Annotated in this window: 18 protein-coding genes; all 18 read right to left on the bottom strand. The window is 43.4% G+C overall.

The window, feature by feature from the left end; all coding sequences use genetic code 11:
- Positions 1-99: 99 nt before the first annotated feature.
- From J2W55_RS03600 to J2W55_RS03515, 18 genes are read right to left on the bottom strand one after another with little or no spacing between them, the layout of a single operon-like run.
- The gene (locus J2W55_RS03600; protein WP_310092069.1) at positions 100-2,316 is read right to left on the bottom strand and encodes a glycosyltransferase; all 2,217 of its coding nucleotides are present in this window, start codon (positions 2,314-2,316) and stop codon (positions 100-102) included.
- A gap of 21 nt (positions 2,317-2,337) precedes the next feature.
- A complete protein-coding gene (locus J2W55_RS03595) occupies positions 2,338-3,432 on the bottom strand; it encodes a hypothetical protein (RefSeq protein WP_310092068.1) in 1,095 nt (364 codons plus the stop codon).
- A gap of 34 nt (positions 3,433-3,466) precedes the next feature.
- A complete protein-coding gene (locus J2W55_RS03590; protein ID WP_310092067.1) occupies positions 3,467-6,916 on the bottom strand; it encodes a DUF6519 domain-containing protein in 3,450 nt (1,149 codons plus the stop codon).
- 26 nt (positions 6,917-6,942) lie between these two features.
- Positions 6,943-9,138 carry a hypothetical protein gene (locus J2W55_RS03585; protein ID WP_310092063.1) on the bottom strand — a complete coding sequence of 732 codons (2,196 nt, stop codon included), beginning with the start codon at positions 9,136-9,138 and terminating at the stop codon, positions 6,943-6,945.
- Positions 9,135-11,801, bottom strand: coding sequence for a putative baseplate assembly protein (locus J2W55_RS03580; RefSeq protein ID WP_310092061.1), 2,667 nt, complete (start codon positions 11,799-11,801; stop codon positions 9,135-9,137). The genes J2W55_RS03585 and J2W55_RS03580 overlap by 4 nt, the downstream gene beginning before the upstream one ends.
- A complete protein-coding gene (locus tag J2W55_RS03575) occupies positions 11,798-14,347 on the bottom strand; it encodes a putative baseplate assembly protein (RefSeq protein WP_310092059.1) in 2,550 nt (849 codons plus the stop codon). The genes J2W55_RS03580 and J2W55_RS03575 overlap by 4 nt, the downstream gene beginning before the upstream one ends.
- 6 nt (positions 14,348-14,353) lie before the next feature.
- Positions 14,354-14,704, bottom strand: a complete 351-nt coding sequence (locus tag J2W55_RS03570; protein WP_310092057.1) for a GPW/gp25 family protein — start codon at positions 14,702-14,704, stop codon at positions 14,354-14,356.
- Positions 14,705-14,708: 4 nt separating this feature from the next.
- Positions 14,709-15,029: a hypothetical protein gene (locus tag J2W55_RS03565; RefSeq protein ID WP_310092055.1), complete on the bottom strand. Its 321-nt coding sequence runs from the start codon at positions 15,027-15,029 to the stop codon at positions 14,709-14,711.
- Positions 15,030-15,037: 8 nt separating this feature from the next.
- Positions 15,038-15,562 (bottom strand): phage baseplate assembly protein V, encoded by a 525-nt coding sequence (locus J2W55_RS03560; protein WP_310092054.1) that lies wholly within the window; start codon positions 15,560-15,562, stop codon positions 15,038-15,040.
- A complete protein-coding gene (locus tag J2W55_RS03555; RefSeq protein WP_310092051.1) occupies positions 15,559-16,686 on the bottom strand; it encodes a hypothetical protein in 1,128 nt (375 codons plus the stop codon). Before J2W55_RS03555 ends, J2W55_RS03560 begins: the two co-directional genes overlap by 4 nt.
- Positions 16,679-17,041, bottom strand: a complete 363-nt coding sequence (locus tag J2W55_RS03550; protein WP_310092049.1) for a LysM peptidoglycan-binding domain-containing protein — start codon at positions 17,039-17,041, stop codon at positions 16,679-16,681. The genes J2W55_RS03555 and J2W55_RS03550 overlap by 8 nt, the downstream gene beginning before the upstream one ends.
- Positions 17,038-17,691, bottom strand: a complete 654-nt coding sequence (locus tag J2W55_RS03545; protein ID WP_310092046.1) for a hypothetical protein — start codon at positions 17,689-17,691, stop codon at positions 17,038-17,040. Before J2W55_RS03545 ends, J2W55_RS03550 begins: the two co-directional genes overlap by 4 nt.
- Positions 17,688-17,981: a hypothetical protein gene (locus J2W55_RS03540; protein WP_310092044.1), complete on the bottom strand. Its 294-nt coding sequence runs from the start codon at positions 17,979-17,981 to the stop codon at positions 17,688-17,690. Before J2W55_RS03540 ends, J2W55_RS03545 begins: the two co-directional genes overlap by 4 nt.
- Entirely contained in the window at positions 17,978-19,951 is a 1,974-nt protein-coding gene (locus J2W55_RS03535) for an ATP-binding protein (RefSeq protein WP_310092042.1), read from the bottom strand. The genes J2W55_RS03540 and J2W55_RS03535 overlap by 4 nt, the downstream gene beginning before the upstream one ends.
- The gene (locus J2W55_RS03530; RefSeq protein WP_310092040.1) at positions 19,948-21,273 is read right to left on the bottom strand and encodes a Pvc16 family protein; all 1,326 of its coding nucleotides are present in this window, start codon (positions 21,271-21,273) and stop codon (positions 19,948-19,950) included. The genes J2W55_RS03535 and J2W55_RS03530 overlap by 4 nt, the downstream gene beginning before the upstream one ends.
- Positions 21,274-22,065, bottom strand: a complete 792-nt coding sequence (locus tag J2W55_RS03525) for a hypothetical protein (protein WP_310092038.1) — start codon at positions 22,063-22,065, stop codon at positions 21,274-21,276.
- Positions 22,062-22,805, bottom strand: a complete 744-nt coding sequence (locus tag J2W55_RS03520; protein WP_310092037.1) for a T4 family baseplate hub assembly chaperone — start codon at positions 22,803-22,805, stop codon at positions 22,062-22,064. The genes J2W55_RS03525 and J2W55_RS03520 overlap by 4 nt, the downstream gene beginning before the upstream one ends.
- Positions 22,806-22,817: 12 nt before the next feature.
- A complete protein-coding gene (locus J2W55_RS03515; protein ID WP_256537736.1) occupies positions 22,818-23,339 on the bottom strand; it encodes a phage tail protein in 522 nt (173 codons plus the stop codon).
- Positions 23,340-23,352: the final 13 nt, after the last annotated feature.

Genomic DNA, 23,352 nt, shown 5'->3' with positions numbered 1-23,352 from the left:
TTTTGCCTGATGCGCACCTTTTCCTGCTTCTTTAACTGCCGTTGCAGTGTCCTTTTGTTTTTCGAGTAATGCGCGATCTGCCATTATGGGGATTACTAATTATAGCTTTTTTACAACAATCAGGCTTTCAGCTTTATCCATCTCTATGTAATCGCCGGTTGAAAGTGTCTCGTTGACAAAGCTCATCACCCCTGGGAAGTAATCTGCATAATCGTGAAATGCTATATAACCGCCGGGACTTACCCACTTTGCAAAATGTTTAAAGTCGCGCGAAACGTTCATATAATCATGCATCCCATCAATAAACAATAGCGATATTGGCTTATCCCATATAACATTAAAAGAGTAATCTTTTATTAATTCAACCTGGGTAGTAAGGCCTTGTTGCTCAATATTTTTTGTGAATGACTCAAGCGTTGGCGCAAGCTCTTCTATTACCTGATCGGCATCGCCAACAACCCCTTCATGCGGGTCAATGGCGTAAACCTTAGCCGACGGGAAATAAGCTTTTACAACACTGCCAAAAAGCACAGTAGATTTCCCCTGGAAACTCCCCACCTCTACAATTGAATGCGGCTGTGGCAGCTCGATACATGCTTTAAGGGTTGCTGACAATAGCAGATCTGCTTCGGCCTCTTCCAGCCAACCCATTATATCTTTAACTTTTTTAAATAACTCCAGTGTAGACAACATATGGTTTGTGGGTTTATTTTCGCAAATGTTTTTATTGTAATTGTTAAACTGCTGCCTTATTTGTGTGCGAATAGGATCATTATACTCGCGTACAACAGGATGGATCCAGTACGCATCCGGCCTGTTAAAAGCTTCAATTATTTCGGCTGCGGAGTAATCTTTTTTGTATTGTACAAAATCATAGCTATTAGGATTTGCTTCTATCTTAAAACCAAGCAAGGCTGTTAAGGTTGGCAGTATCACCTCTTCAGTAGCCCATATCTCCGATTTTTGCATGATCTGCCGGAGCTGGTTGTTGTGTCTGAATATCTTTACCAGCTCTTTTACCGCATCGACTGTAAAAACCGTTGACGGCCAGAACGACCAGTGCAAGAATTTGCTTTCGCCATCTTTAAACTGATTTAAAAGTGGTTTCCACAGATCGTATTCTTTAAAGGCTTGTATAGAAGTGTAAATATGAATATCATGTTGTGTGATGCGTTTAGGCAGGTTGGACAGGACACCCACATTTTTTAAAGGATGCAGAAATTTTGCTATTTGCCAGCTGTGGTTCGGCCGCAGGCAAAGTTGGTCAGAATCTACTATGGTTATAATATCGAACGAAAAGTTCTTCAAGCAGAACTCCATGCAATCCAGCGCAAAACTGTGCAGGTAGCCATACTTTATTACCCTTGAGTTAGGACAGGTAACAGCCCCATATTTTTCGTACGGAAATCCGCTTGAAAACAGTTGCTTGTTTTCTCCTCCGTTATAAAGCAATATAACAGAGTCGGGGTCATGGTAGTGAAGATTTTTTACAAGGTCTATTACACAATCTTCTTTTTCGTGTACACAACAGGCATAAATATTTTTAAGTGGCTTTACCGTTCCGTTAACGTATTCGGTAATGTTAATATTATGATGCTGGGTAGGATGTGTTATTGAATGCCCGTTATGATGATACCGGTCAAAATCATGATTCATTATATTTTTGATCTCATCTACCGATGAGCTATGCCACCATGGCCCGTCCGTTTGTTTGGGGCTAACGTTACTGTCGTGTATCAAGTGGACAGCAATACTGCTATCGGGCAGTGCGGTGATCTTATCTTCGCTTGTGCCCCAAACAAAATAAGCGTCCATCCCAACGTCGATGTCCGCAAATTTATTTTTGTTCCACAACTCTCGCGTATAACATAACGAGCTACCTAAAAGCCAAACCCTTTGATTTAACGGATAGGTATAAGTATATGCCGCATGGTTACGTATATCATAATACAACAACCTGTTTATACCACATACATCAACAGCATAATTGTTAAGCGCATTTACCTGATAAATAATGCGATGCGGGGCGTACCAGTCATCATCATCCCAGTTAATCAGAATATTTCCCTTCGAATATTCGCAAGCCATGTTCAGCTTGGCACCAAGGGTTATCTTTTCATCAAGCTGGTAGTAAAAGATATTATCGGCATCGGGTACAAGATCTTTTATCTTATCTGTACCGTCGTCAATTATAATTAGTTCCTTGTTCGGGTAGTCTTGCCGCAAAAAGTATTGAATAGCATGAGGTACAAATTCGCGTCGGTTATAAGTGGGCATTATACAGGAAACCAAAGGGATGTTTTTCTCGGTTACCATGTTTAGATCTTATTATGATATTTATTTTATTCCTCCTTCGTCGGGATTTTGCAACCCGGTTATATTTGGGTTTCCCGTTATGCTTGGTGTTCCCTTTATGTTTGGTGTTTCAGTTATGTTTGGTGTTTCGGTTACGTTTGGTGTTGCAGTTATACCTTGTGTTTTTATAAGTTTTGTAAATGAATCAGATGTAATGATGTTTTTCATTTCCAGATGATCTTTTTGCAGCGCTTCCATCTGTACTTTTAGTTGGTTTATCATCGCATCTTTTGCCGCAGCTTCTTGCTTTGTTACAGCTAGTTCATCGTTAAGTTTTACAAATTGTTCCTGCGTTACCACGTTTACTTGTGGTGCTCCCGTTGAAGGCACCTGGGTTGACGGAGTTTGTGCGGTATCTTTCACAATGGTGTAATACTTAACCTTTCCGTTTTCCTGGTATAGGTTCACTTTTTGCCCGGCCGCAACCTTTATTGGCGCTGAGGTAAGAATTTTAAACGAATCTGAATTGAGTGTAGGGTTATAAGGTAATACCTCTTTTACCTCAACCTGCTGAGCCTGCAAATTAGTTGTGGCGGCGGCAACATCCTGCCCAAAAACACCGGCGGTACTTGTTGTTGGTTTAACCTTAACAGGGGCTATGTCTGCATTTTTAAACGCATTGGATAGCATATCAGTAAGAAAACCAAAGGGCATGGAGGCTTGTTCTTTGGTTTGATTATAAACCCCCTTAAAATCTGACTGCTGTACAAAGTTTGCACCTCTTAAAACCTGTGTTGCATTAACGCGATCTTTACCCACCGGTCGTTCGGTACGCACTTCCTGCCGGATATAGATAGTTACATCGTCTTCGCTTTGTGTGTTCCAGGTAACCGAATTATCTGTACTGGTGAAGGGCTTACCTTCTTTGAACACTTTAAACATAAGTGCAGGAGGGCTTTCAATACCCAACTGCCCCAGATCAAGCACTGTGCTAAACCGTCCGTGGTCATCCGTTTTCAAGGTGGTCATGGCGCGTTGGAACCTCAGTGATTTATCCCATACCTCAATAGTAACACCTGTTACACCGGTATTGGTTTGGGCATCTAAAACCTGCCCGGTAATATTTAGTGAACTCATAATTACAGTTTATTATAATTAAACACATCCTATTTTATACAACTGTACAACAGAATTTAATAAAGGCTTGTTTTAACACTGGTAGTATAGGGACAGTTGACATCCAATACTCCACAGACGGGAACGATTTCACATACTTACGTTTACTAAAATTGCATATGTGATATACCTGCCTGTTACGTATTTCTACGCTTCCCAGGTAAACCTTATTGGCTTCGGTACATTGCGGGCAATCAATAAGGAACTCTTCGCAGAACCCGTCTTTCAAGTACTCTATCAGGTGTTTAAAGATATCTTTATAAGCTGCAAGTATATCATCACGATAATAGGCAAGATCTAAAGGGGGTTCGGTTGTATAATTTGGCACTTGTGCAGCAAACGTAGCCTGTATATCAAATACGGTTAAAGTGTTCACTAAAGTATTAAGCACATAACCTTTTTTATTAAAATTATTCACTACAATACCCATTGGGAACAATTGCACCGGTATCCGGAACTGTGGGTAAAGCTGCAGCCCAGCACCAGTAGCCGGGTTATCTAATGATACTCTTATCACTTTAAACTTATCTGCGAGTGTAATAAGCAGATCAAAAGAATTAGCTATCGGTAAAAGCGCCAACCGGAAAATCGAACTGGCTTCTAAAACCAATGGACTGATCAGTGCACCGGTATTTTGGTCAAAACCGCCCAGTACATCCGCGCCTGCGGCATTAGTACCGGTAATGTATATCTTTTTGTTAAAAAATAATATATCATTATCCCCATTTTCACCGGTAAAAGTGAAGAACGAATCGTTAACAACAACTCCAGGTACACTGATATTAAAGATGTTTACTCGACTAAACGCCGTGCCCCCGCTGGTGCTGGCTGCCGCAAATGCAAACACACCATCATCAGAAAAGGTAAGCAAACCGGTTGGGTGGAAGCCCTCTCGTACGGGGGTACTAGCAAAGGCTGCTGTGCCTATATTAGTTAGCTCGTATAAACCTTCATTAACTGATACGGCATATATCTGGTTGGTGTTAGGCCTTATGGCCAACGTTACAAACTTTCTACCGCATTTTGGCGATGTGCTGGTCCATGTATGTTTGCCTGCTGCATCTATAGAAGCAATTGCGAAGTAAGAATCGTTATTATCAATTACTCCAATGGCATAAAGCGATTTGCCATCTGCCGAGATGGCGATATCTGAAACTACCACATTGGTGGTAGAGGGGAAAGTAAGTATCTGTGCTACTTCATTAGTTTTCAGGTCATATACGGTTATACTATTACCAAAGCCGCAGGTGTAGGCAAGGCTACCGCTTGGGTCGAGCTTTATTTTATTGTAAAACTTAAGCGGAGTGCCAAAAACAGTATCTAAACCGGCATCAAGTGGATAATCCGGAAATTGGTTATCCTGATCATACATGGCGCAGAAAGTTGAACTGGACAACAATTCTCTTAGCTCGTTAAAAAAACACCATATCAGTTGGTCTTCATAAACTTTCTCATCGGTGGTGGCACCGCAATTTTTAGTGATATCCCTTTTACCCTTTTGTCCCGATATGTACGCGTAAGACCCACTTGCCGAGTTTATTAGCTGGGCAAATAAGTTGATCATGGCGGTAAGCCTACGCTGTTCTACAGGTACAGGTACTTGTTCTGTTAACGAGAAGGATAGTTGTTTTTTAGCGAAAGTGATAACGTTGAGTATATAATCGTCAAAAAAATCTTTGAGTAACGAGTTTTCTAAAACCTCTTCCCAAAAACTCTTTTGTATATATGCTTCCAGCGCTATTACCGGTGCTTCTGCGCCTTTTGCCGATATAGATAAACACACTGTTCCGCTGCCGGTGGCATCTAAAAGATTAGCTGCAGCGGCCTGCTCAACCAGATCGTAAGCAATACTATTTTTGGTTTGGACAATATTCCCCTCGCAATCAATAGCATAACCACCACTTATATTTACCTGCTGCCTGTTAAACCCGCAGCTTACCTTAAGGCCACATACAACGCCGTACCCATGCATTAATTTATGATGCAGACGCAAATCATTGGCAGCACATAACAGGTCTAACGCTTCCTGTACATTATCAGCATCGCCCAGGTTGCAGTTATTATTGTTAAAGCTAACATCCTCGGCGCTTATATCTGTTAACGATGGGAATAGGTGACGGCAATCCTCTAAAACAGATGCGCTGCCATTTATGGTCAGCAGGGCAAGCCTGCTATATTTATGGTGGATGCCAATTGGCAGCTGTTCAACCGGGTTTAGGTTCGGTATTTGATACGGAGGCCATTCTACCTCGCCGGTAGCTGTTCTGGCGGGTATAAGCCAGTAATTACCTGCTTTATAGATACCACCAGTAAATTTTACCTGTATACCGTCTTCAAGGTCTATCCAATTATTGGTAGTCGCAACTCCATTAGCTGATGCTGAAGGCCCTGATTGATCCCACCGGTGCAGTTTTTTATTTGTGCGAAAACGATAGGATTCAACCGATGTTGCAAATGTTATTTTACGTGTAGATGGTACCAGGTCGGTTATTTGCATCAAAGGGTTTGGTTTACCCTTAAGAGTGGATTCATCATCAATAATTTCTATCCAATCCCCAATGGCAAAACCAAGCATGGCATCCTTACCTATCGAAGATACGATTATAGAACTTCCCGAAATATCATCAATGGTACTTTCTACGGATGCATTATCACGTGACCATTTAAAGGTGACATTACCTGCGGTGTCAACATTTTGCACCTCGACACGATATAACTGATTTTCTAACCTGCGATAGCCCGAGCTTGGCGGCAACAAACAAGGGTTTGCATCGGGAGATGTTCTGTTGGTTTGTACATTTAGCTTGCCTGTAACCGGTGCTGTTAATGCTAACCACTCTTCAAACGGTGTTTTGCAGGAAACATCTGCATCTTCTGTCACCCCTACCTTCAAATATTTTACCTGCCACACGCTTTGCAGGCGGGTAGTTGTATCGGCCTCGCCAAGAGCAACTTCATGTATCAGCGGGTCATCCAGATGGTTTATTTCCCGCTGCCAGGCATCCAAATAAATTATATAAGCCCCATTAGGCAGATTTAAAGAATTAATACCTTCTACAGGGCTTGCCGGAGATGCTATCGGACTACTTAACGGGCTGTTTATAAAAAATGAGGTATCCGGATTGGGGTAGTACGGTTGCTTAAGATAGGTAGTTACTTCGGGTGCATTGTCTTCCAGCTCACAAAGTAAGCCTTCCACGTATATCCTGCCCGGGGCAATTTCAATATCGGTACCACTGGCAGCAATACTTATATTAAAGCCGTTATTTTTTTTAGGTACACCCGAGGTACCTATCACATCAATAGCATCGGTATGCGTGCGGTACTGTTCTATGTCAAGCTGCTCATTCCAGTCAGAATCAAGCTGTACACGCCCCTGTTGCATCAGGACTCCCCTGTAATGCTTTTTCTTATTGAAGATTTTACGAGAATAGTCTCCTGGCATTGTTATTCCTCCTGATTTAGATTGGTTTATGATGCATATAATATCCCGGCCTCAAGCCCAAAACGCAGATATTCATCTAAGCGGGCCCTAAGGTTTTGTTCTCGCTGCGGCTGATACAAATTATGGAATACACCTATTTCTGCCCCGTCATCAGCGCCTTGCTTTATTTGTTGGGCACAATATTTACTTAATTGACAATAGCCTGCCTCGCCGTATTTCTCGCTGGTAAATACCGGCTTTACTGTAGCGGCAAACTCGGCCTTTTCTGGCTGACAATGGTACAAACGCGACAATTTTGAACCCTGCGGTACGTATGAGAAACGGATACACCCTTGCTGCAGACGTTCAGCAATAACCGGGCTTGCCCAAGTATCTACGGGTAATAACTCCGAATTGAATATGGAGTTTGATGCGTTTATAACTATTGCATAAACCTTACCCGTTACTGTTGCATTTATTAAACTTAGTGCCGCTCCGAAACCTGATCCTGCCAGCCCGCTGTAAACAACTCCTATTGGATCAGCAGCATCAGCAATGCTATTTTCCAGTGTTATATCCGCGCCATCAATAGAACGGATAGACCCGGTAATAGATGACTTAACATTTATTACCGTATCCGGCAGCTCAATTATCAGTGCCGGTACAGCGGCTTTTGATGCCCTTGCACCAATTGCCGGGACAGGTCCGGGTGCAATGGTGCAATGCTCTATCACTAAAGAATGCAGCTTATTAGCGCTTGCATCTGCTTTTTTAAGCGGAATTTTTAAGGCCCCGCCACTAAACGTTATACCATTTACAGAGAAGATGGCCTCACCCCCCCCTTCTATAGAAATATCTCCACTCAGTACCAATAACGGGTTAAATCCATCGGCAGCCCGCAGTTCTATTTTTTTCTCGGCAGCTATTTTAACTACCGGTGTTTCAAAAAAGTAAGCGTTACTGTGTACTTCAACAACGCCGCCTGTTAACGTCAAAGCAGTAAGGGCAGCCTGGATAGTTGGTTGTTCGGATGGTACTTTTATAATGTTTTTCAGTTCCGCATCAAAGGTTTTACCCCGGCTGTATTCACCACCTCCCATTGCAGTGCTAAAACCCGAAAAGTAATTTACTTCTACCTTGGTGGGCACATTAGCTACCGGGAAAGCCAACCGACCCAAAACCGGATCGATAGTAATTTTATCCACAGGGGTATTGGCCCAGCCTATCACATTACCACCAGGATCAAGCAGGTCACTTAGGTTACAAACTTTAACAATATCTGCCAAAGCAGGTGGTACGCCGTCTCCGGGTAAAACAGCCGTGTCATTTTTATAAACCAATATACTTTCGTTTCCATCGCCATAAAAGGCATCAAGGTCGGTTAGCATGTTACGCCCAATGGGCATAGCAACATTACTTTCATTGGCCAGATGAGTAATTATAGCATCTGTTTGCGGGCTATTGTATAATGGTACATCAAGCCCCAGTCTGTTAAACTTATAACGGGTACTATCAATTTTATAAGCTGGTGATTTGGTATGCGCGTAACTATTTATTCGCCACAACCAAACACCTATGTTCTGGATATTGTATTTGCCCCTTTTGCTGGTAATATTTCTTACATCGGCGGTATGCGCAGTTTTATCAAACGGTTTATTAATTTTCTCATGCGTATCCCATGCGCGGATACTGGCCACCGATAAATTTTCGGGGCGTAAATGGTTTAGGTATTGTGTGGTGGCAAGCAATTGAAAATATTCCACAATGCTTGCATTCCATCCGGTTACATCCCGGGCTAATTGTTCTAAAACGGCGGCTGTACCTTTGCGTCTGCGATATGAAAGCGTATTAGCCACCTGCGACCGCTGACTAAAATCGGCGTCGGGGTAAACATATAAACCACGGGCAGCCACAAGGTCTCCAATATAAGGCACAACCCATTCTGCGCAGGTTTCAATAAATTGATCATCATAAAGTTGTTCAAAATTATCTTCCAATACGGCTATCTGGTCGGCAATTATACTAAGCAACGCTTTTAACGGCCCTCTCTGCTTTTCGTCAAGCAAACTGCGAAGGTCGTCGGCCTCAAGGCTGTCCTGGTTTATAATGCCACTAAGTTCCAGTGTTAACTGCGCAATACTTGCCTTGTCATCTGCGGTAAGTATTTTGGCACCAAATTTTGTATCCCGTACTCTATAAAAGGCAGGTAAAAGTTGGTACAACCTGTTTACATCAAAACTCATAACATTTGTGTTAATTGAATAGGTCGTGGATCAATGGTGAGCAGCTCGGCAGGGACAATTTCATCATCGCCTTGCTCGGGCCTGGCCGATTTAAGTAGGTTATTTAAAACCAGGCTATTCTCTGTTCTATATAAATTATCAAGGTCAATAGCTACAACGCCCTCAACCTTTTGCATAGCAGCAATTACTTCGCTTTGCGAAACCAGCTGCCCTAATTGCCTTTGTTTAAACGAGAACCTGTCCCTTAAGCAGGCATCAACAGCATTTAATACATTTTGGGCGATGTATGCCGGCTCTATCTGAACTTTTGCTTCGAGCCTGAAGAAAACCGGTTTGTACGACCTTACGGCAATAGGCACATTAGCATCGCCTAATTTTAATAAGGTATTTGTTAAGCTACTGACAAGATTATCACTCACCAACTGGCCATTTGAACCGGCTACAGTGATGCTCACACCTCTTTTTTGCCCAAACCATGCCCATGTGGCCAACGCTTTATCAATACCGGAAAATGCGCGGGAAAAATCTTCATAATCCTGCAGGGATACTATCCGGCCAAGTGTATGTATGGTTAAAGTAGCATTGGCTTTCGCATCATCAATTTGCTCAGCATCGGCAGCACCACTTGGTGCCAGCATATTGGTAACCTCTTTAACCCCTAAAGGCCGGGTAATTAACTGCGAAAGCTGATTAGCTTTTACCAAGCCGCCAAGACCTATCCCTTTCCTGTATGTTGCCTTAACGTTATTTTGTCCTCTTGGTAAACGAGAGCCGTTTATACCATCGCCAAATATAATGGTTGTTGTAGCATCATCATTTAGTTGGGTAATGTATACTTTATCAGTAGATGCGCAACCAATAAACGAGTCTGTTTTTAACCAAAGAATATCATTTACCCTTATTTCGAGGGTTGATTTAGCACCCGATGCGGTATCAGCATTGATGTAAGTTAACGGGGCTTGCTTTAAAGTGAATTTTTGGAAAGCTTTAGATGTATCACCACTGCCCAGCACCTCTTTAACTGTTTCGCCATTTGTTGCGTAAGCTACATTGGCATTTATATATACGGTGCTGCGCAAGTACTCATTTTTTAGAGATTGCTCAAAAACAAGGAACGTAAGCCCGTTTTCTATAATTATATTTTTGATGATCAGCAACTCCGTTGATGTTATCCCAGGTATATCGGCACGCTTGCCTGTAAGTAAAATTGTTTGGCCAATGGCCAGTTTCATATCAAGGGTTTGCAGTTCTAGCTTATCGCCGGTAACAACTTCGTCTATCTGGGTTTGGGCCAGCTCAAGCTTTTCGCTTTGTGCATGTACAGCCAGGTTGCGCAATGGCTCAATATCTCCTGTGGTATTAGGGTCGTACCAGTTTATGTCCCATGGAAATTTCACCAGTGTAGTTTTAGAACTTAACCCATAAGCTGTTCTGGACCGTTGATAAACCTCGCTCACCTGGTATGCCTGTAAATTTTCAATTGCCTCGTCGGGTTTCTGCACCGCTATAAAGCTGTTTGGCAATATGCCATCATAAGCGTTATCTAAAAATATCCTGTTCTGCTGCTCAGCGTCAATAGGCCATTCTTTCCATTCAACTGGTTTTTTTGGAAGAGTACCATCATACACCACTTGCTTTAGGGCATTGTATCCGAAAACCGAAACCCGTTTACGAAATACGTATACACTAACATCATTTTCCTCGGCTTTGCTTTCAGTTATCTTTTTTACGCCAAGCAAAAAATCGGTTGTTGGCCATCCCTGCGTTTTGAGCAGGGCAGACAGATCTTCTCTATTCCAGGTACTGTTTATAATGTTTTCGATAATATTTTCGTCAAGTGTCAATTTATCCGGAAAATCAGTTATTGAACCATCTACAACCGGCTCCGGCTGCTCATATGGCGGCATAGCAGATGTAGTATTCAGATTGGCCCACGTAGTTTGGGTATTGATATCTAAATAAATACTCAATACTTTGCGTAACCCCGGTTTTTTAGAATTCTTGATGTATAAAATATCGCCTACTTTAAGGTCATTGCTTAGCCCTTTAAAAACTATTCTATTTGTATCTCTATCCGGGCTTTGTTTTTGTGTTTGCCTGGGCTTTAAAGCATTCCATTCGGCGCGGGCATATATCTCTTCAATGGTTTCAAAAGTTTGGGCTGTTTCATTAGGCCCGGGTACGCTTTGCACCTTTGTACCGCTTTCAATTAACACGGGGGGCAGGTCTACCCCTGAATTACCGGTTATAACGCCCGCGGTTAAAGCGCCCGGCAGATCGTCCAGTTTAAAAGACAAATAGGTATTTGCAGCAACACCCGGCCGCAGCTCGTAATCAATTAAACGGGCAAGTTCAAATACGGATAGGCGCTCAGTTGCCGTTTTTAAATAGGATTCGTTTGCAATGCGCTCTTGATAAAAGGTAAGCACATCTGAAACAACCGACCATGAATCGAGCAAGGCTATAGTAAAATCACTATCATTTCTGGTAGATAGGTCACGCAGGGCAGGCTGCCTCGAAAGTGTTAATGCAGCAAGCAGACTTTTCTTAAAATCGTCATGCACACCCGCACGATAAGCAATGGCATTTAATCCGGGCCGGTTATAAACCGTAAGCGGTGTTTCTGGCGATGTGCCGGAACAGCAATTGCAGGTATCGCTCATCTTCTACCTCCGTTTATTATCAGGTTAAATACACCCCTTTCCGGGAAATTAGGATTGTTGTCCACTCGTGCTATTTCGAGCCGGTTAATGAAAAGTTTGCCACTATCAATGGCATCCGTTAACGGCTGGCCCTGGCGTTGAAATTTAATAACATTTACCGATGCTACGCCCGGTATTTCCTGTGCTGTCGCATATATATTGCTCAGGTAAACAGTTTGCCCAAATGTGAAATTATCCGGGTGAAAAATACCTTTCTGCCCGTTAGGCAAGATCCGGTTACTGAAGGCTTTCAGCAGCTCTGCTTTTACGTCGGATGCGAAATAGGTATCTTGTATACAAACGTTTATTTCAATATCTAATGAAACATATACCGGGCCATTCACCTCCAGGTCAACACCGGCCATTCTGTATTTTTCAAGTCCGCTTCGCAAATCGGTTTCATATTGCTGGTCAACATCATATCCTCCCATACGGTCAACCGATATAAAGTTGGTATGCCAGCTGCCTGTCCACCGGGATGTTGCTGCAGCGCGCTGAATATCGGGCATGCTGCGTTTTGCCATTTCTTCATAATCGGCAGGTAATACCGCCCTTTCCTGCACCCTGAAGGTTTTAGGCGCCTTAAGCCTTACTTCCTCCATACTTTCGGGGTCGGTACCGCCGGTGGCAGGCAAAAGATTGGTAATTTTTAATATGGCTGCTTTATTATTCAGGATAGCATTATCATTTGTAGCAATATGGGCAAGCACATCGCCCCCTATGTTACCGTTTGTACCGTTACCTATGCGATATGTTGCTGTAAACTTAGAACCCGCTTTTGGCCTTGCACCTAATATACCATCGCCAAACCGTATATAGGCTGCACCGTCAGATTCCATCTCAACTACAAATTCTTTAATTTGCGAATTACTTTCCAACAGATCACGTTGCGGGAACCATTGGCCGGTAATTATCGGCGCATCCGGGTCTTCAAATTCACTAAGCACAATTTCCGGTTTAATAAATCCGTTCAATTTCCCTGTTACCAAAGTAGCAGGAGTTGTTATATCTCCGTTATCGTATTCAATGGCAAAGGTTAATGGCCCTTGCTTTAACCGGGGGCGGTAACGTGGTAATATCAAGTCGGTATCCTTGGGTTTACAATGGTCCGTTTGCTCACTGGTAGTGGCAACCCGGGCCAGTGGCGCTCTTTGCGGATAAAGCGAACTTTCCTGTCCGTCTTTATAAGTGAGGCCATGATCTGCCAAAACTATGTTGCCAAGTGCTACGCTTACATTGGGTATATAATCGCTGTTTACCCTTGATGAAATACACAGCGAGAAAGGTAAAGCGTCGAGCGTATTCCAACTGATCTCGGTAACCGGCTGCCCGCCATTAAACAAGGGGTCCTGAGATGGAGTTACCGCCGTTAACCTTACAGGATGCCTGTGTTTAGCGTCGGCATCGCCGGAGGCGCCTGTTTTTGAGCCAAGCACTTCTGCCAGTATCAATATATCCCCCACCTTAAGGTTGGGGTAACTACCTGCCAAAGTTGCGGAGGTTGTTCCTTTTGGTAAACAGCATTCTTCTTCGCCCCAGGTATAAAAGTTGATGGAATTGTGTTTACTGTAAAAAACAGTATCATGCAATAGTTCAAATACCTGCGCTCCCTCGTAAACCGCCTGCTCAAACTGCGTGCTATTTATTGGTATAACTGCAGGTAATTCGGGTATGTGGGCTATAAATTTTGTTTTATTATTCTCATTACCAGCCTTATAATTATAACCGTTCAAGTCATCAGTTACGCTTATTTGTACCCAGACACGTGCGTTGCAGCCATCGTTTATAAAATAATCTACCAACCGTGCATGCCTTTTCACTGAAACTCGTTTGCGGGAAGTGTTCAGGTAAGCTTCTGTCGCGATGGCATCCTGTTGATAGCTCAGATAATCGCCAACATAGGCCAGCAGTTCAATTACAGCAACACCGGGGTCGGCAGGGTTACGCTCTGTCCAGCCCGGGGCTAACAGTGACATCCTGTCGAGCATTAACTGCCTGAAACTCGAATAATCTTTCGCCAGGTAATTTATATCAGGTATTGGCGCAGGGAGTTTTTCACATGAGGTATCCTGCTGGCAATCAAAATCACTCGGGCAAAGCACCTTAAATGAAAAATCAACCTCTGAAAGTATCAGATCAAAATTCACAGGCGGCTGCAGATGGTCTTCATCTTTGATCAGGCGAAGCTTATAAGTTGAAAAATCGCCCGATTTATTTACTTTGATCTGTAAAACCCGCGGATCGGAAACTAAGGGGGATGTGACCGCGACTGCTTTAACTTCAATAACCTTTATACCCTTTATCCGTTCACCACCTTCTATCTTAAAGTTTGCTTTTGTAAGCGTGAGCGGCAATACTGGTTTCAAAAAGTGAATAAACAGCGTAGTTTGCCTGTCCTGGTTAGCATCAGCAGGGTTATCCAGAACTTCTAAAAAGTCGATGCCATTTAAAGTGGCATGGGCTTTAACCGCGTTCCTTCTTATTTCGCTACAGCAGTGGTATTGCATTTGTAATTAACTTGAAAATTGCACGGTGAAATTTTGTTGTGTACTACGGATGGTATAGCTTACAACCACCTCTAAAACCGAATCAATTGTATTTACCTGTACAGCGTTTATTTCTATCAAATGCCCAAGCCATTGTTGTAATGACCCTTGTACCAAAAACTGCGTTGTTGCGGCCATTTCGGTACTATTGGGTTCAAACACAAGCTTTAACAGGCCGCTCCCAAAATCGGGACGGTTAACGCGCTCGCCCGGGCTTGTAAAAAGCACCTGCTCTATCAGCGTACGTATATGTTCTTCGTAGCTGGTTTCGGCAGTTTGTCCGAGATTATTAAACTGATAGGGGAATTTTAAGTCCATTTTATTAGGTGCCGGTAACTTTTGTTTGTGTAGATACAATGAGTGCAGGGGTACCATTGGGCACGCAAACTGCCTGGCTATCTAAAAGCAAAACCGGCAACCCATCCGATGTTACGCGAACAGCCCCCGTTACCCATTGCGCTGTAACACATGGTACTGGTGACCCCGAAACATTAAATGGACAACCGGCTATTGTATATGGTGCTGCCTGGGTAACAATTGGCTGGCCACTAACCATAACCCTTGTACTGGTAACAGTTGGCTGGGCCTGGCCGCCGTGCGCACATTGCACTGTTGCCCCCATATGAAGTAAAAATCCAGGCATAATCAGATTTATATAATTGTTAAAGCTCCATTATTGACTGTTATAGTTGGGCCTACCATAGTGATGCTGGCCCCTTTCCCGTTTTGAATATAAATTCCCGTATCATTTACTATTAGGCTGCACCCGGTAGCGCTTTTAAGCATTATACCACCGGTAGGCCCTGGCAAATCACTTATCACGAACGAGTTTTGCCCTACTGTTTGCATCACAATATTGGGAGATACAGGTAACCCAGCTTTTGATAAGGGCGGCACATCTGAAGCCAGCCCCCATCGGCAGCCCACCCAAATAGGCCTGTCGGCACTTCCATGCTCAAATTCAACCCAAACACCTGCTCCAATAGGTGGTACCATGTAAACCCCCATTGGAGGGCCGGTTGGGCCGGCAAGCGGAACGCAGGGTTCAGCCCAAGAGCTTGGTATCAGATCCAGCACATCGGGGACGGATAGCAGCAGCCGCCCGCGCATGTCCGGATCAAGGTTGTTTATTACTGTTCCACGGAATTTTCCATAATAAGGGCCGCCTGTACTCATGTTAATACAAAAGGTGTGTTTGATATTACCCCATCGCGAGATAGGGTAAAGCTTTGTTTATACTCGCCAGGTTTAATATTATGTGTTACACTATCAACAAAGTACATACCATCATAAGTTATCCCCGCCCCTCTTACGCCTACCATCATCCTTGACCTAAGTATATATTGATACCGCAAAACATCAATCGAGCCGCTACCGCTTACCGCTGCGGAATTGTTTAATAAAAACCCAAGTATGCCCTGGGCTGCTTCTGTTGCATCTGCCTGTGCAACATCAGTAGCAAACTCAATTTTTGATGGCGGTGTTGGCCTTGCACCCATTGGCGGTTTAAACAGGTTAATATTAGGCACCGGTATAGGTATAGGAATCTTTTTAGTGATAGGATCCATAATGGTATAGATCCGTACCTTTTTGGCCAGGCCATCAAGCGAAAAGCTTATGCTTTCAACATTAGTGGCGCCATCCATATTTACCGTTAATGCTGGTTGCGGAACGGGCGCATTTACATCCGGACCAAAATAAGCTATACTTTGCCCGGGGAATGGACCGGCCTCAACAAAAAACAAATACCCGCATTTACTTGCCAACTGTTTAATATACGCCCTGTCGGTCATTTTTGGTTGGGTGCGCCAGGTTTCTGTTGGCGATTGTATCAGCGATATAATGGGCGGTATAACCAGTGGCACTACGCCTAAAAATGCATACTTTGCCAGTATCAGGTTTATTATTGCCACCTCGGGCATGGCCGGGTATGGAATTATCATATCAATAATGTCCATAGCTAAACTGAGATCTTCGCCGGTAATGGTCAATGTTGATTTACCTGGTTCATTTGATGGGCCCAATTGATGATTGGTAACCAGCCCATCCATTATTACATTGGGTATGCCGTTAAGCGTGGCTATTAAAATTACCCTTGTGGTAATGGGATCAAAAAAACCGGCCGGCAACATCGTAGTAACAATGCTCGAATTTTTACCGGTTAAAAAACTTATCTGAAAACCGCTGCGGTCTTTACTATTTGTAACCTGGATATTACTAAGTGCATCTACCAATATCTGTGGAGCCGGGATGGGTACACCCGGGCCAATTAACAGGGTAAGATATATTCCTTTAAGCATTGCTGTTTCCGGGGATACCCTCAGGTAATGTTATCTTTATTTTGCTGCCCGGCTCCTCTATCAATTCTTCTGGGCGCATGGCATTATTAGCATCACAAATTTGCCAGTAACGTTCGGGGTCGCCCAGGTATTCAACGGTAACCTGATCAAGGCGTTCGCCCTGTAGAACAGTATGTTCCTGCAATTTAAAAAACTGATCAGGCTGAGGTAAAAACCTCCTGCGCAGATAAGTAATACTGTTACCATTCACATCTTTTATTGTGGTGGTATCAATACTATAATACCTGCTCGCAGATGAGAATGTATTGGTTTTTAAGCCACTTTGCTGCAGTAAAGATTGTATTGATGTACTCATACTATTGCTTTTATACCCAGTTTGCTTAACGACCCCGAAATGAACATTGCAGCAAGGCTTTCTTTATTTTGCTGATAGCTCATATACAGGTTACCGCCCTTGTTGTTAAACCCAAGGTCATCAACATTTAACACACGCATACCAAGGCTCACCTTGGCTCTAATCGGATTAAGGTTTACATCGAAAGCCTCTTCGGTAATACTAAACTCAGTTATACGGACCGGGATAATACGATTGGCATTCCAGATGAACAGTGCAAGTGACGACTCCATTGGTGCAATTTCTATTGTACCAACCTTTGCCATATTGTTGTTAGCTATAAGATGCCCGCTTGTTGGATAGATCATCATTTCGAGCGCTGCCAGCTGTGGTTGGATACCAACTTTTGATGTTAGCTTATCGGCAGCTTCCAACTGGTCTGTTCCATCTATCTCTGCTTCGAGCTTTATATTTTCTGTAGGGGGGCCGGTAAGGCGCAAGGCCTCCGAACGGCTGTTACCCTCGCCTCCTGTACCATGAACCTGCATTGTACGGGTTAGTGTATCAGGGTTGTATTGCAGGGCTATTACCTTCTGTATTGCCGACGTTTGCGGATCTACCAATACGATACCTCCCTTTATCAGATAAGGCGAACCGGTGAATGATGTCATAATTTATTCCTTTTTGGGCTTTTAGGTTCGCTAAACCCGTTGTAAACGTGATTTGATATGGCCGAGGCAAGCGTTTTAAGGCTTGACCCTGCTTGCGCGTTAAAGTTACCGCCGGGTAATTGCTCAAAGCTGCCACCCGATCTTATTTCTGAAGGTAACCCACGCTCTTTTATCATACGGCTTAATTCAAACTCAACAGCCTCTTTTAACCCTTTTGATTGTTTGGGTGAGAAACCGTGGAGCACTATTTTATCAATAGCCAACTCTATATCCTGATCTTGTTTTATCACCAGTAGTTAATTTCTGAGCTGCTCAGCATTTTTTCAAGCTTGGTATACTCGCTTCTTGCTGCGCGCGATATGTGGGCCATTTGCACCGGCTGGCCATCATTGGCTGCTATGAAAGATGCATTCATGGCAATATTTTTTATGTTTCCACCGGCTACATTTAGCCGGGCAAGTTTTTCCATATCCAGATCCTTTGTCGGGGTTTGTTTTGGGAAGGCTCGCTTCCATATCTCACTCCGCTGGGCGGTATCAGGGAATGGGAACTGAACTACAAAACGCAGGCGGCGCAGAAATGCATTATCGAGGGCGCCTTTCATATTCGTAGTTAAAATGGCCAGACCACGGTACGATTCCATTCGCTGCAGCAGATAACTGACTTCGATATTTCCGTAGCGGTCATGACTATCTTTTACTTCGCTCCTGCGGCCAAACAAAGCATCCGCTTCATCAAACAGCAATATAGAACCGCCATCTTCTGCGGCATCAAATATTTTCTTCAGGTTTTTTTCTGTTTCGCCTATATATTTATTAACTACCTGGCTTAGGTCAATTCGGTACAGATCGAGCTGTAATTCATTTGCGAGCACCTCTGAAGCCATTGTTTTACCGGTACCGCTTTCACCATAAAAAAGTACGCTTATACCCAAGCCTCTCGCGCTTTTGGCAGCAAAGCCCCAGTCATCATAAACCGTTATGCGGTGCTGCACATGTATAGCTATCTCTTTTAATATTTCCTTTTGCTGTTGAGGGATAACCAGATCGTCCCACCTGGCAACCGGGATAACCCTTTCTGCCAGCTCGTTTAGTTGCGGTCGGGTTTCGGCACAGCACATACTCCAAATGCTTTTTCCATTTTTTGTGGGGTTGCCATTCTGCGATTGATGGTTAGCCTCTAAAGCAGTCATACGAATAGTTTTGGTACTCATATTAAACTGCGATACCAACCGGTTAAGGTCTTGCCCGGTGTATTTTAATTCGGGCTTCAAATACATTTGCCATAGCATCAACTGTTCTTTAATGGTAGGCTTATTAACATTCAGCACCACCTGCTCCCTTTTTAAATCAAGCGATGTATTTGTTGTACTTATAAAGGTAAGTCCATTGATATTTTCTGCAACATTTGTTACCGACTGCAGGGTGCTTTTATCTGTTAGATCGCTTTCTAAACAATCAATGAACAAAGCGAAATTGTTTAATGCCGATTCGCGGTTCCAAAGGCGGATAAATTCGCTAAGATTTTTCCCCGAAGGCAGATAACCTGCATTTACCGTGTATAACTGATAGCCAACTTTTGCCGCCGCCGTTTTGGCAATCGCTCTTTTATCTGAATTATCTGCACCAACCAATTGTATTAACCTGACAAGATTGTTTGTTTGAGACCATGCATCTGTAACCTGGTTTGCCAGGGTTTGCTGCGAGGGCACAAGCTCATCATCGTTCTCAACAGATTCAAGCAATTCTGTTAACCGCTCGTCCATGTAATTTACACCTGTTAGATAATGCAGCACCTGCTCATCAATTTTCAACGGGCTACCGGCCATTAACTCCCCGGATGTTAACTCTATCAATCGCCAATAACGTAATGGTGATACCGGGGACAACGCGCTCCAATGGGCATCTGTAAGCGTATGCAAGGCCAGCCTGAATGTTGGCAGGACTGATGTTTGCGTAAACGCGAAAACCATTTGGCTCAACTCCTCATCAAGTTCGACACCTGCGCATAACAATATGATCTTCCTTTCAAAAATGGACAGGTTAAGCACTCTGCAAAGTTCATCAATAGCCGCAGGGCTTGGTAACGACGCTCTAATATCTAAGGTAAACTTCTTTGCGGCTACCCACTCGTTATACAAGCCGTCGTTTTCCTGTTGCTGCTGCATGTGCGGCTTCATTTCCGCTTTTATTTCGCTCAATAAGGCTGCAAGGTAGCGTTGGTTTGCTTCGGTCCAATCGGCATAAATTTGCGTGCTCATGGCAGTACAATATTAGGCGTATCATAAACCCCCGCTCCATTAACCGTTAACGGGCTTTCTGCACCATCTATCTGTAACCGTACCAGGTATTTCCCGGCTTTTACTCCCTTTACTTTGAATGTTATTTTTTTAATGGGAACAAATGGCGAAGCTATTGTAAGTACAGGGTCTAAAAAGCTATAGAAAGCGGCATCTTTTGACAGATCTGCAGGGATCTCATTCAGCATTAAAATGACTTTCTGCGTTTCATCCAAAGCAGGTTCAATGTTCAATACAATATCTGCAGCCCTTGGTGCATTGCCGGCACCCGTAATGTTATTTGCTGTTACACTCACTATTTGCGGACTAAGTATAAATGCCAACGAATTGGATGTAAACCCTTTGTGCGGCATTTCTGGCGTCCCCATGTTTATAGTGTTCATTACCTGTGCCGCATGTACACCCGCTTTAAGTTCGGCTGGCAATTTCACTGTTATAAGCGAATCGGTAACTTTCGCACTATCGGGCGTAATGTTAAACTCGTCTACTTTAACAGTAAGATTATCCGCGTACAACGATGCGCCCTGCAACACCAGGTTATAGCCCGGGAGTATTTTTTGCCCTTCAACAGCTGCATCAACATCTGTTTTTTGCGATAGTAGTTTATAGATAGTTGCGTGCTTAAATGGCAGCACATATATATTTCTGTCTTTAACCGGCAATGATGCCTTGAACGATCTTTTACTTTCAATAAGTACCACCGTTATTTTATAAGCGGCAGTAGGCCTGTATTTAGCCTGAAAGGCCGTCCACAGTTTTGATAACTCGTCAACCGTTAATGCCTGCGGTGTAATTTTTATCAGCTCGGTTTGCTGGTCGAGCTCGGAGGTTGATAGTGCCTTTAAATTAGCAGGAAGATCATTCCCTGTAACATTCAACGGTGGCGAAAGCGAGTTTTTAATAGCGCTTTTGCTTAGTATAGGATTTTCATGAAATAGCTGCATGCCATATCCCAACAAGATCTCGGTATGTAGTTCTACCGTGCCGTAAGCTGATAATAGGTAATAAAGATCCAGCGCCAGTGGCGGGTTGCTTATCAGGTCGCCACTACTGTTTCTTGATGGCAGCTCCTGCGAAGTCCACCCTACATTGGGCGAAACCTGGTACATAAACAGGTTAAGCTGGGTATGCTCGTTTGTACTGGTGTCTATCTTATCAGGTGCCAGGGCAGTTACTACTACGTTACCTCCAACAACGCCTGTTATGTCCCTATCAATAACCCCGTTGTTCAACAGATCTTTTAAAACATGTGTTACGGAAGCAATGGCCAGCGCTGTGCTCATTTAGTTTGAATTTCTCATTTTCAGATAATCATCCAGCGTCATGCGGGGTGCTTCTGTGGTTCTACTTTTAGTACGGGCAGGTTGGATATCCGGAATTGCCTTTACATCAATTTGCCCTATTGTAACTTTAATAGAAGGCTTTTTTACCTCAGCATGCAGCGTTTCTTTTAAAGGGAGGTTTTTTGTAAAATATGCAGACTTAGAATAAGTATCAGTCTTTAAGATCGGTTTCTGCAGAATAGGCTCATCAATTGCTTTTTTTAAGGTTGACGGCTGTGATTTGGCAAATACATTCCCCTCTTTTGGATTAGAAAAAGTATTTAAGTGATTTATAGGCTCATTAGCTATCATGTGTGATTTATCCGTGTTAGGTTTCCCGTTGTTTTCAACAGGAAAATGCGGATCAGTTACCTTAGGCTTTTCATCAAAATCGTTTACAGGTTTGGATGGCCTAAGTTCTTCTACCGGTTTAAATTTCACAAAAGAGTTTGGTTTTGCAGCCTCAACCGCTTCTGGGTCTTTATCAACATTCTTTAATTGCGTGGCAGGTTTCGGTATAGTGTTAAAGGGTGCATCAGGTATATCGCCACCTTTCAAATCGCTTACGGCTGCATTTTTCGAAGTAGGCTTACCCTGTGCTGGGTTAGCATCGAATACATCAGTGGTACTTTCGGTTACATCAGGCATGCCTGTATCTCTGATTTCCGACTCGAACATGGTCAGCAATCTTGGCTTTACAACTTCACTCTTGAGTGTATGGCGGTTAATAAGGCTGCTGATAAAAGAACTCATACTTGTATAAGTTTAACATACATTGTGCGCCGTTGCGGGCTCATATTTAAGATATCCTTTTCGGCCCATCCAAAAGCAGATGCCAACAGATAGATCTCGTGCAAAAGATGTGTTGCCCAAACATCTATCTCTGTCCATAAGTAACTTAAAATATCAAACTTAGCCTCCCACTCATTTGAACATGCCGGGCAGTTCAGCATCATTCCAATATCTGCCTGCGGGTCATCATTACTTATTTGTACTTCAAGTGCCTGCAAGGTTTCGGCATCCAAATTCTTTACTTGCACCTGCTGGTTATTATGCTGAATATCAATTATACAATCCGTAAGCAATTTGTTAGGATCAGCAATATAAAAATTGGCGTTACGAGTAACTCTTAACAGATCTGTGCTGTTTGGAAGCCTGTATTTGATACTAAGATCCTCCCTAACAAACTCTAATACACTGTTTGCCGATAACGGCGGCACGGGCTGCAGATGCATATCACGACTACTGCTTTCCCATTCTACAATATCGGCACATTTTGGGCAGACAGCTGTGTTTTTTAGTTTTGTACCAAAAAGATATTCGCGCAGGGATAGCAACATTTCGTCGCGTTCGCCAATGCTTAGCATTGCCAGCGAGGATAGTGTTTGTTCGGGTAATGCTTTAGCTAATAGCAAAAGCGATCTTTCAATCAGTGTTTGCTCACTGCCTGTCTCCCAAAGCTGCAATAGATCGGCGGGCGTTAGGGCTTGCATCAATTAAATGCTTTATGGTTCGGTAAATGAAGGTTCGGCAGGTTCAACAACTTCATAATCGCGTTCCCAGCCTTCATTTTCAAGTTTAATGTGCTGTATAGCTACAGCATTGGCATTGGCATCCAGATCAGGCATGGCCTGGTACTCAGACACCCAGCAACGGTAAACTTTGTAAGTTATAGCCAGCTGGCCGGCTTCATTATAAAGTTCTATAATGATATCTTTTCTAAAATCCTTTAGTGATACCTCCGAACCAAGCCCCGAACCAAAGTTCCAAACTTTGTTGGCCCACTGTTCAAAGCTCACATCATGGGTAACCCCACGCTCAAGCGATATTGCATCATACTCGGTACGGCCCGGCGACTTTCGGCTACTGCTTGGGTCCCCGCCTTCACGGTGTTTTACTACTTCTGTTGTTTTTTTTAACCCGCCTACCTTGCTCACCCCTAAAACATAACGGCCATCCCATTTTACACGGAATTTAAAATTCTTGTAAGGGTCAAAGCGCTGGGTATTAACTGTAAACTGTGCCATATTACTCTTATTT

It is taken from the genome of Mucilaginibacter pocheonensis (genome assembly GCF_031456535.1).
GTDB lineage: Bacteria > Bacteroidota > Bacteroidia > Sphingobacteriales > Sphingobacteriaceae > Mucilaginibacter > Mucilaginibacter pocheonensis.
This window is presented reverse-complemented; position numbering and strand designations above follow the sequence as displayed.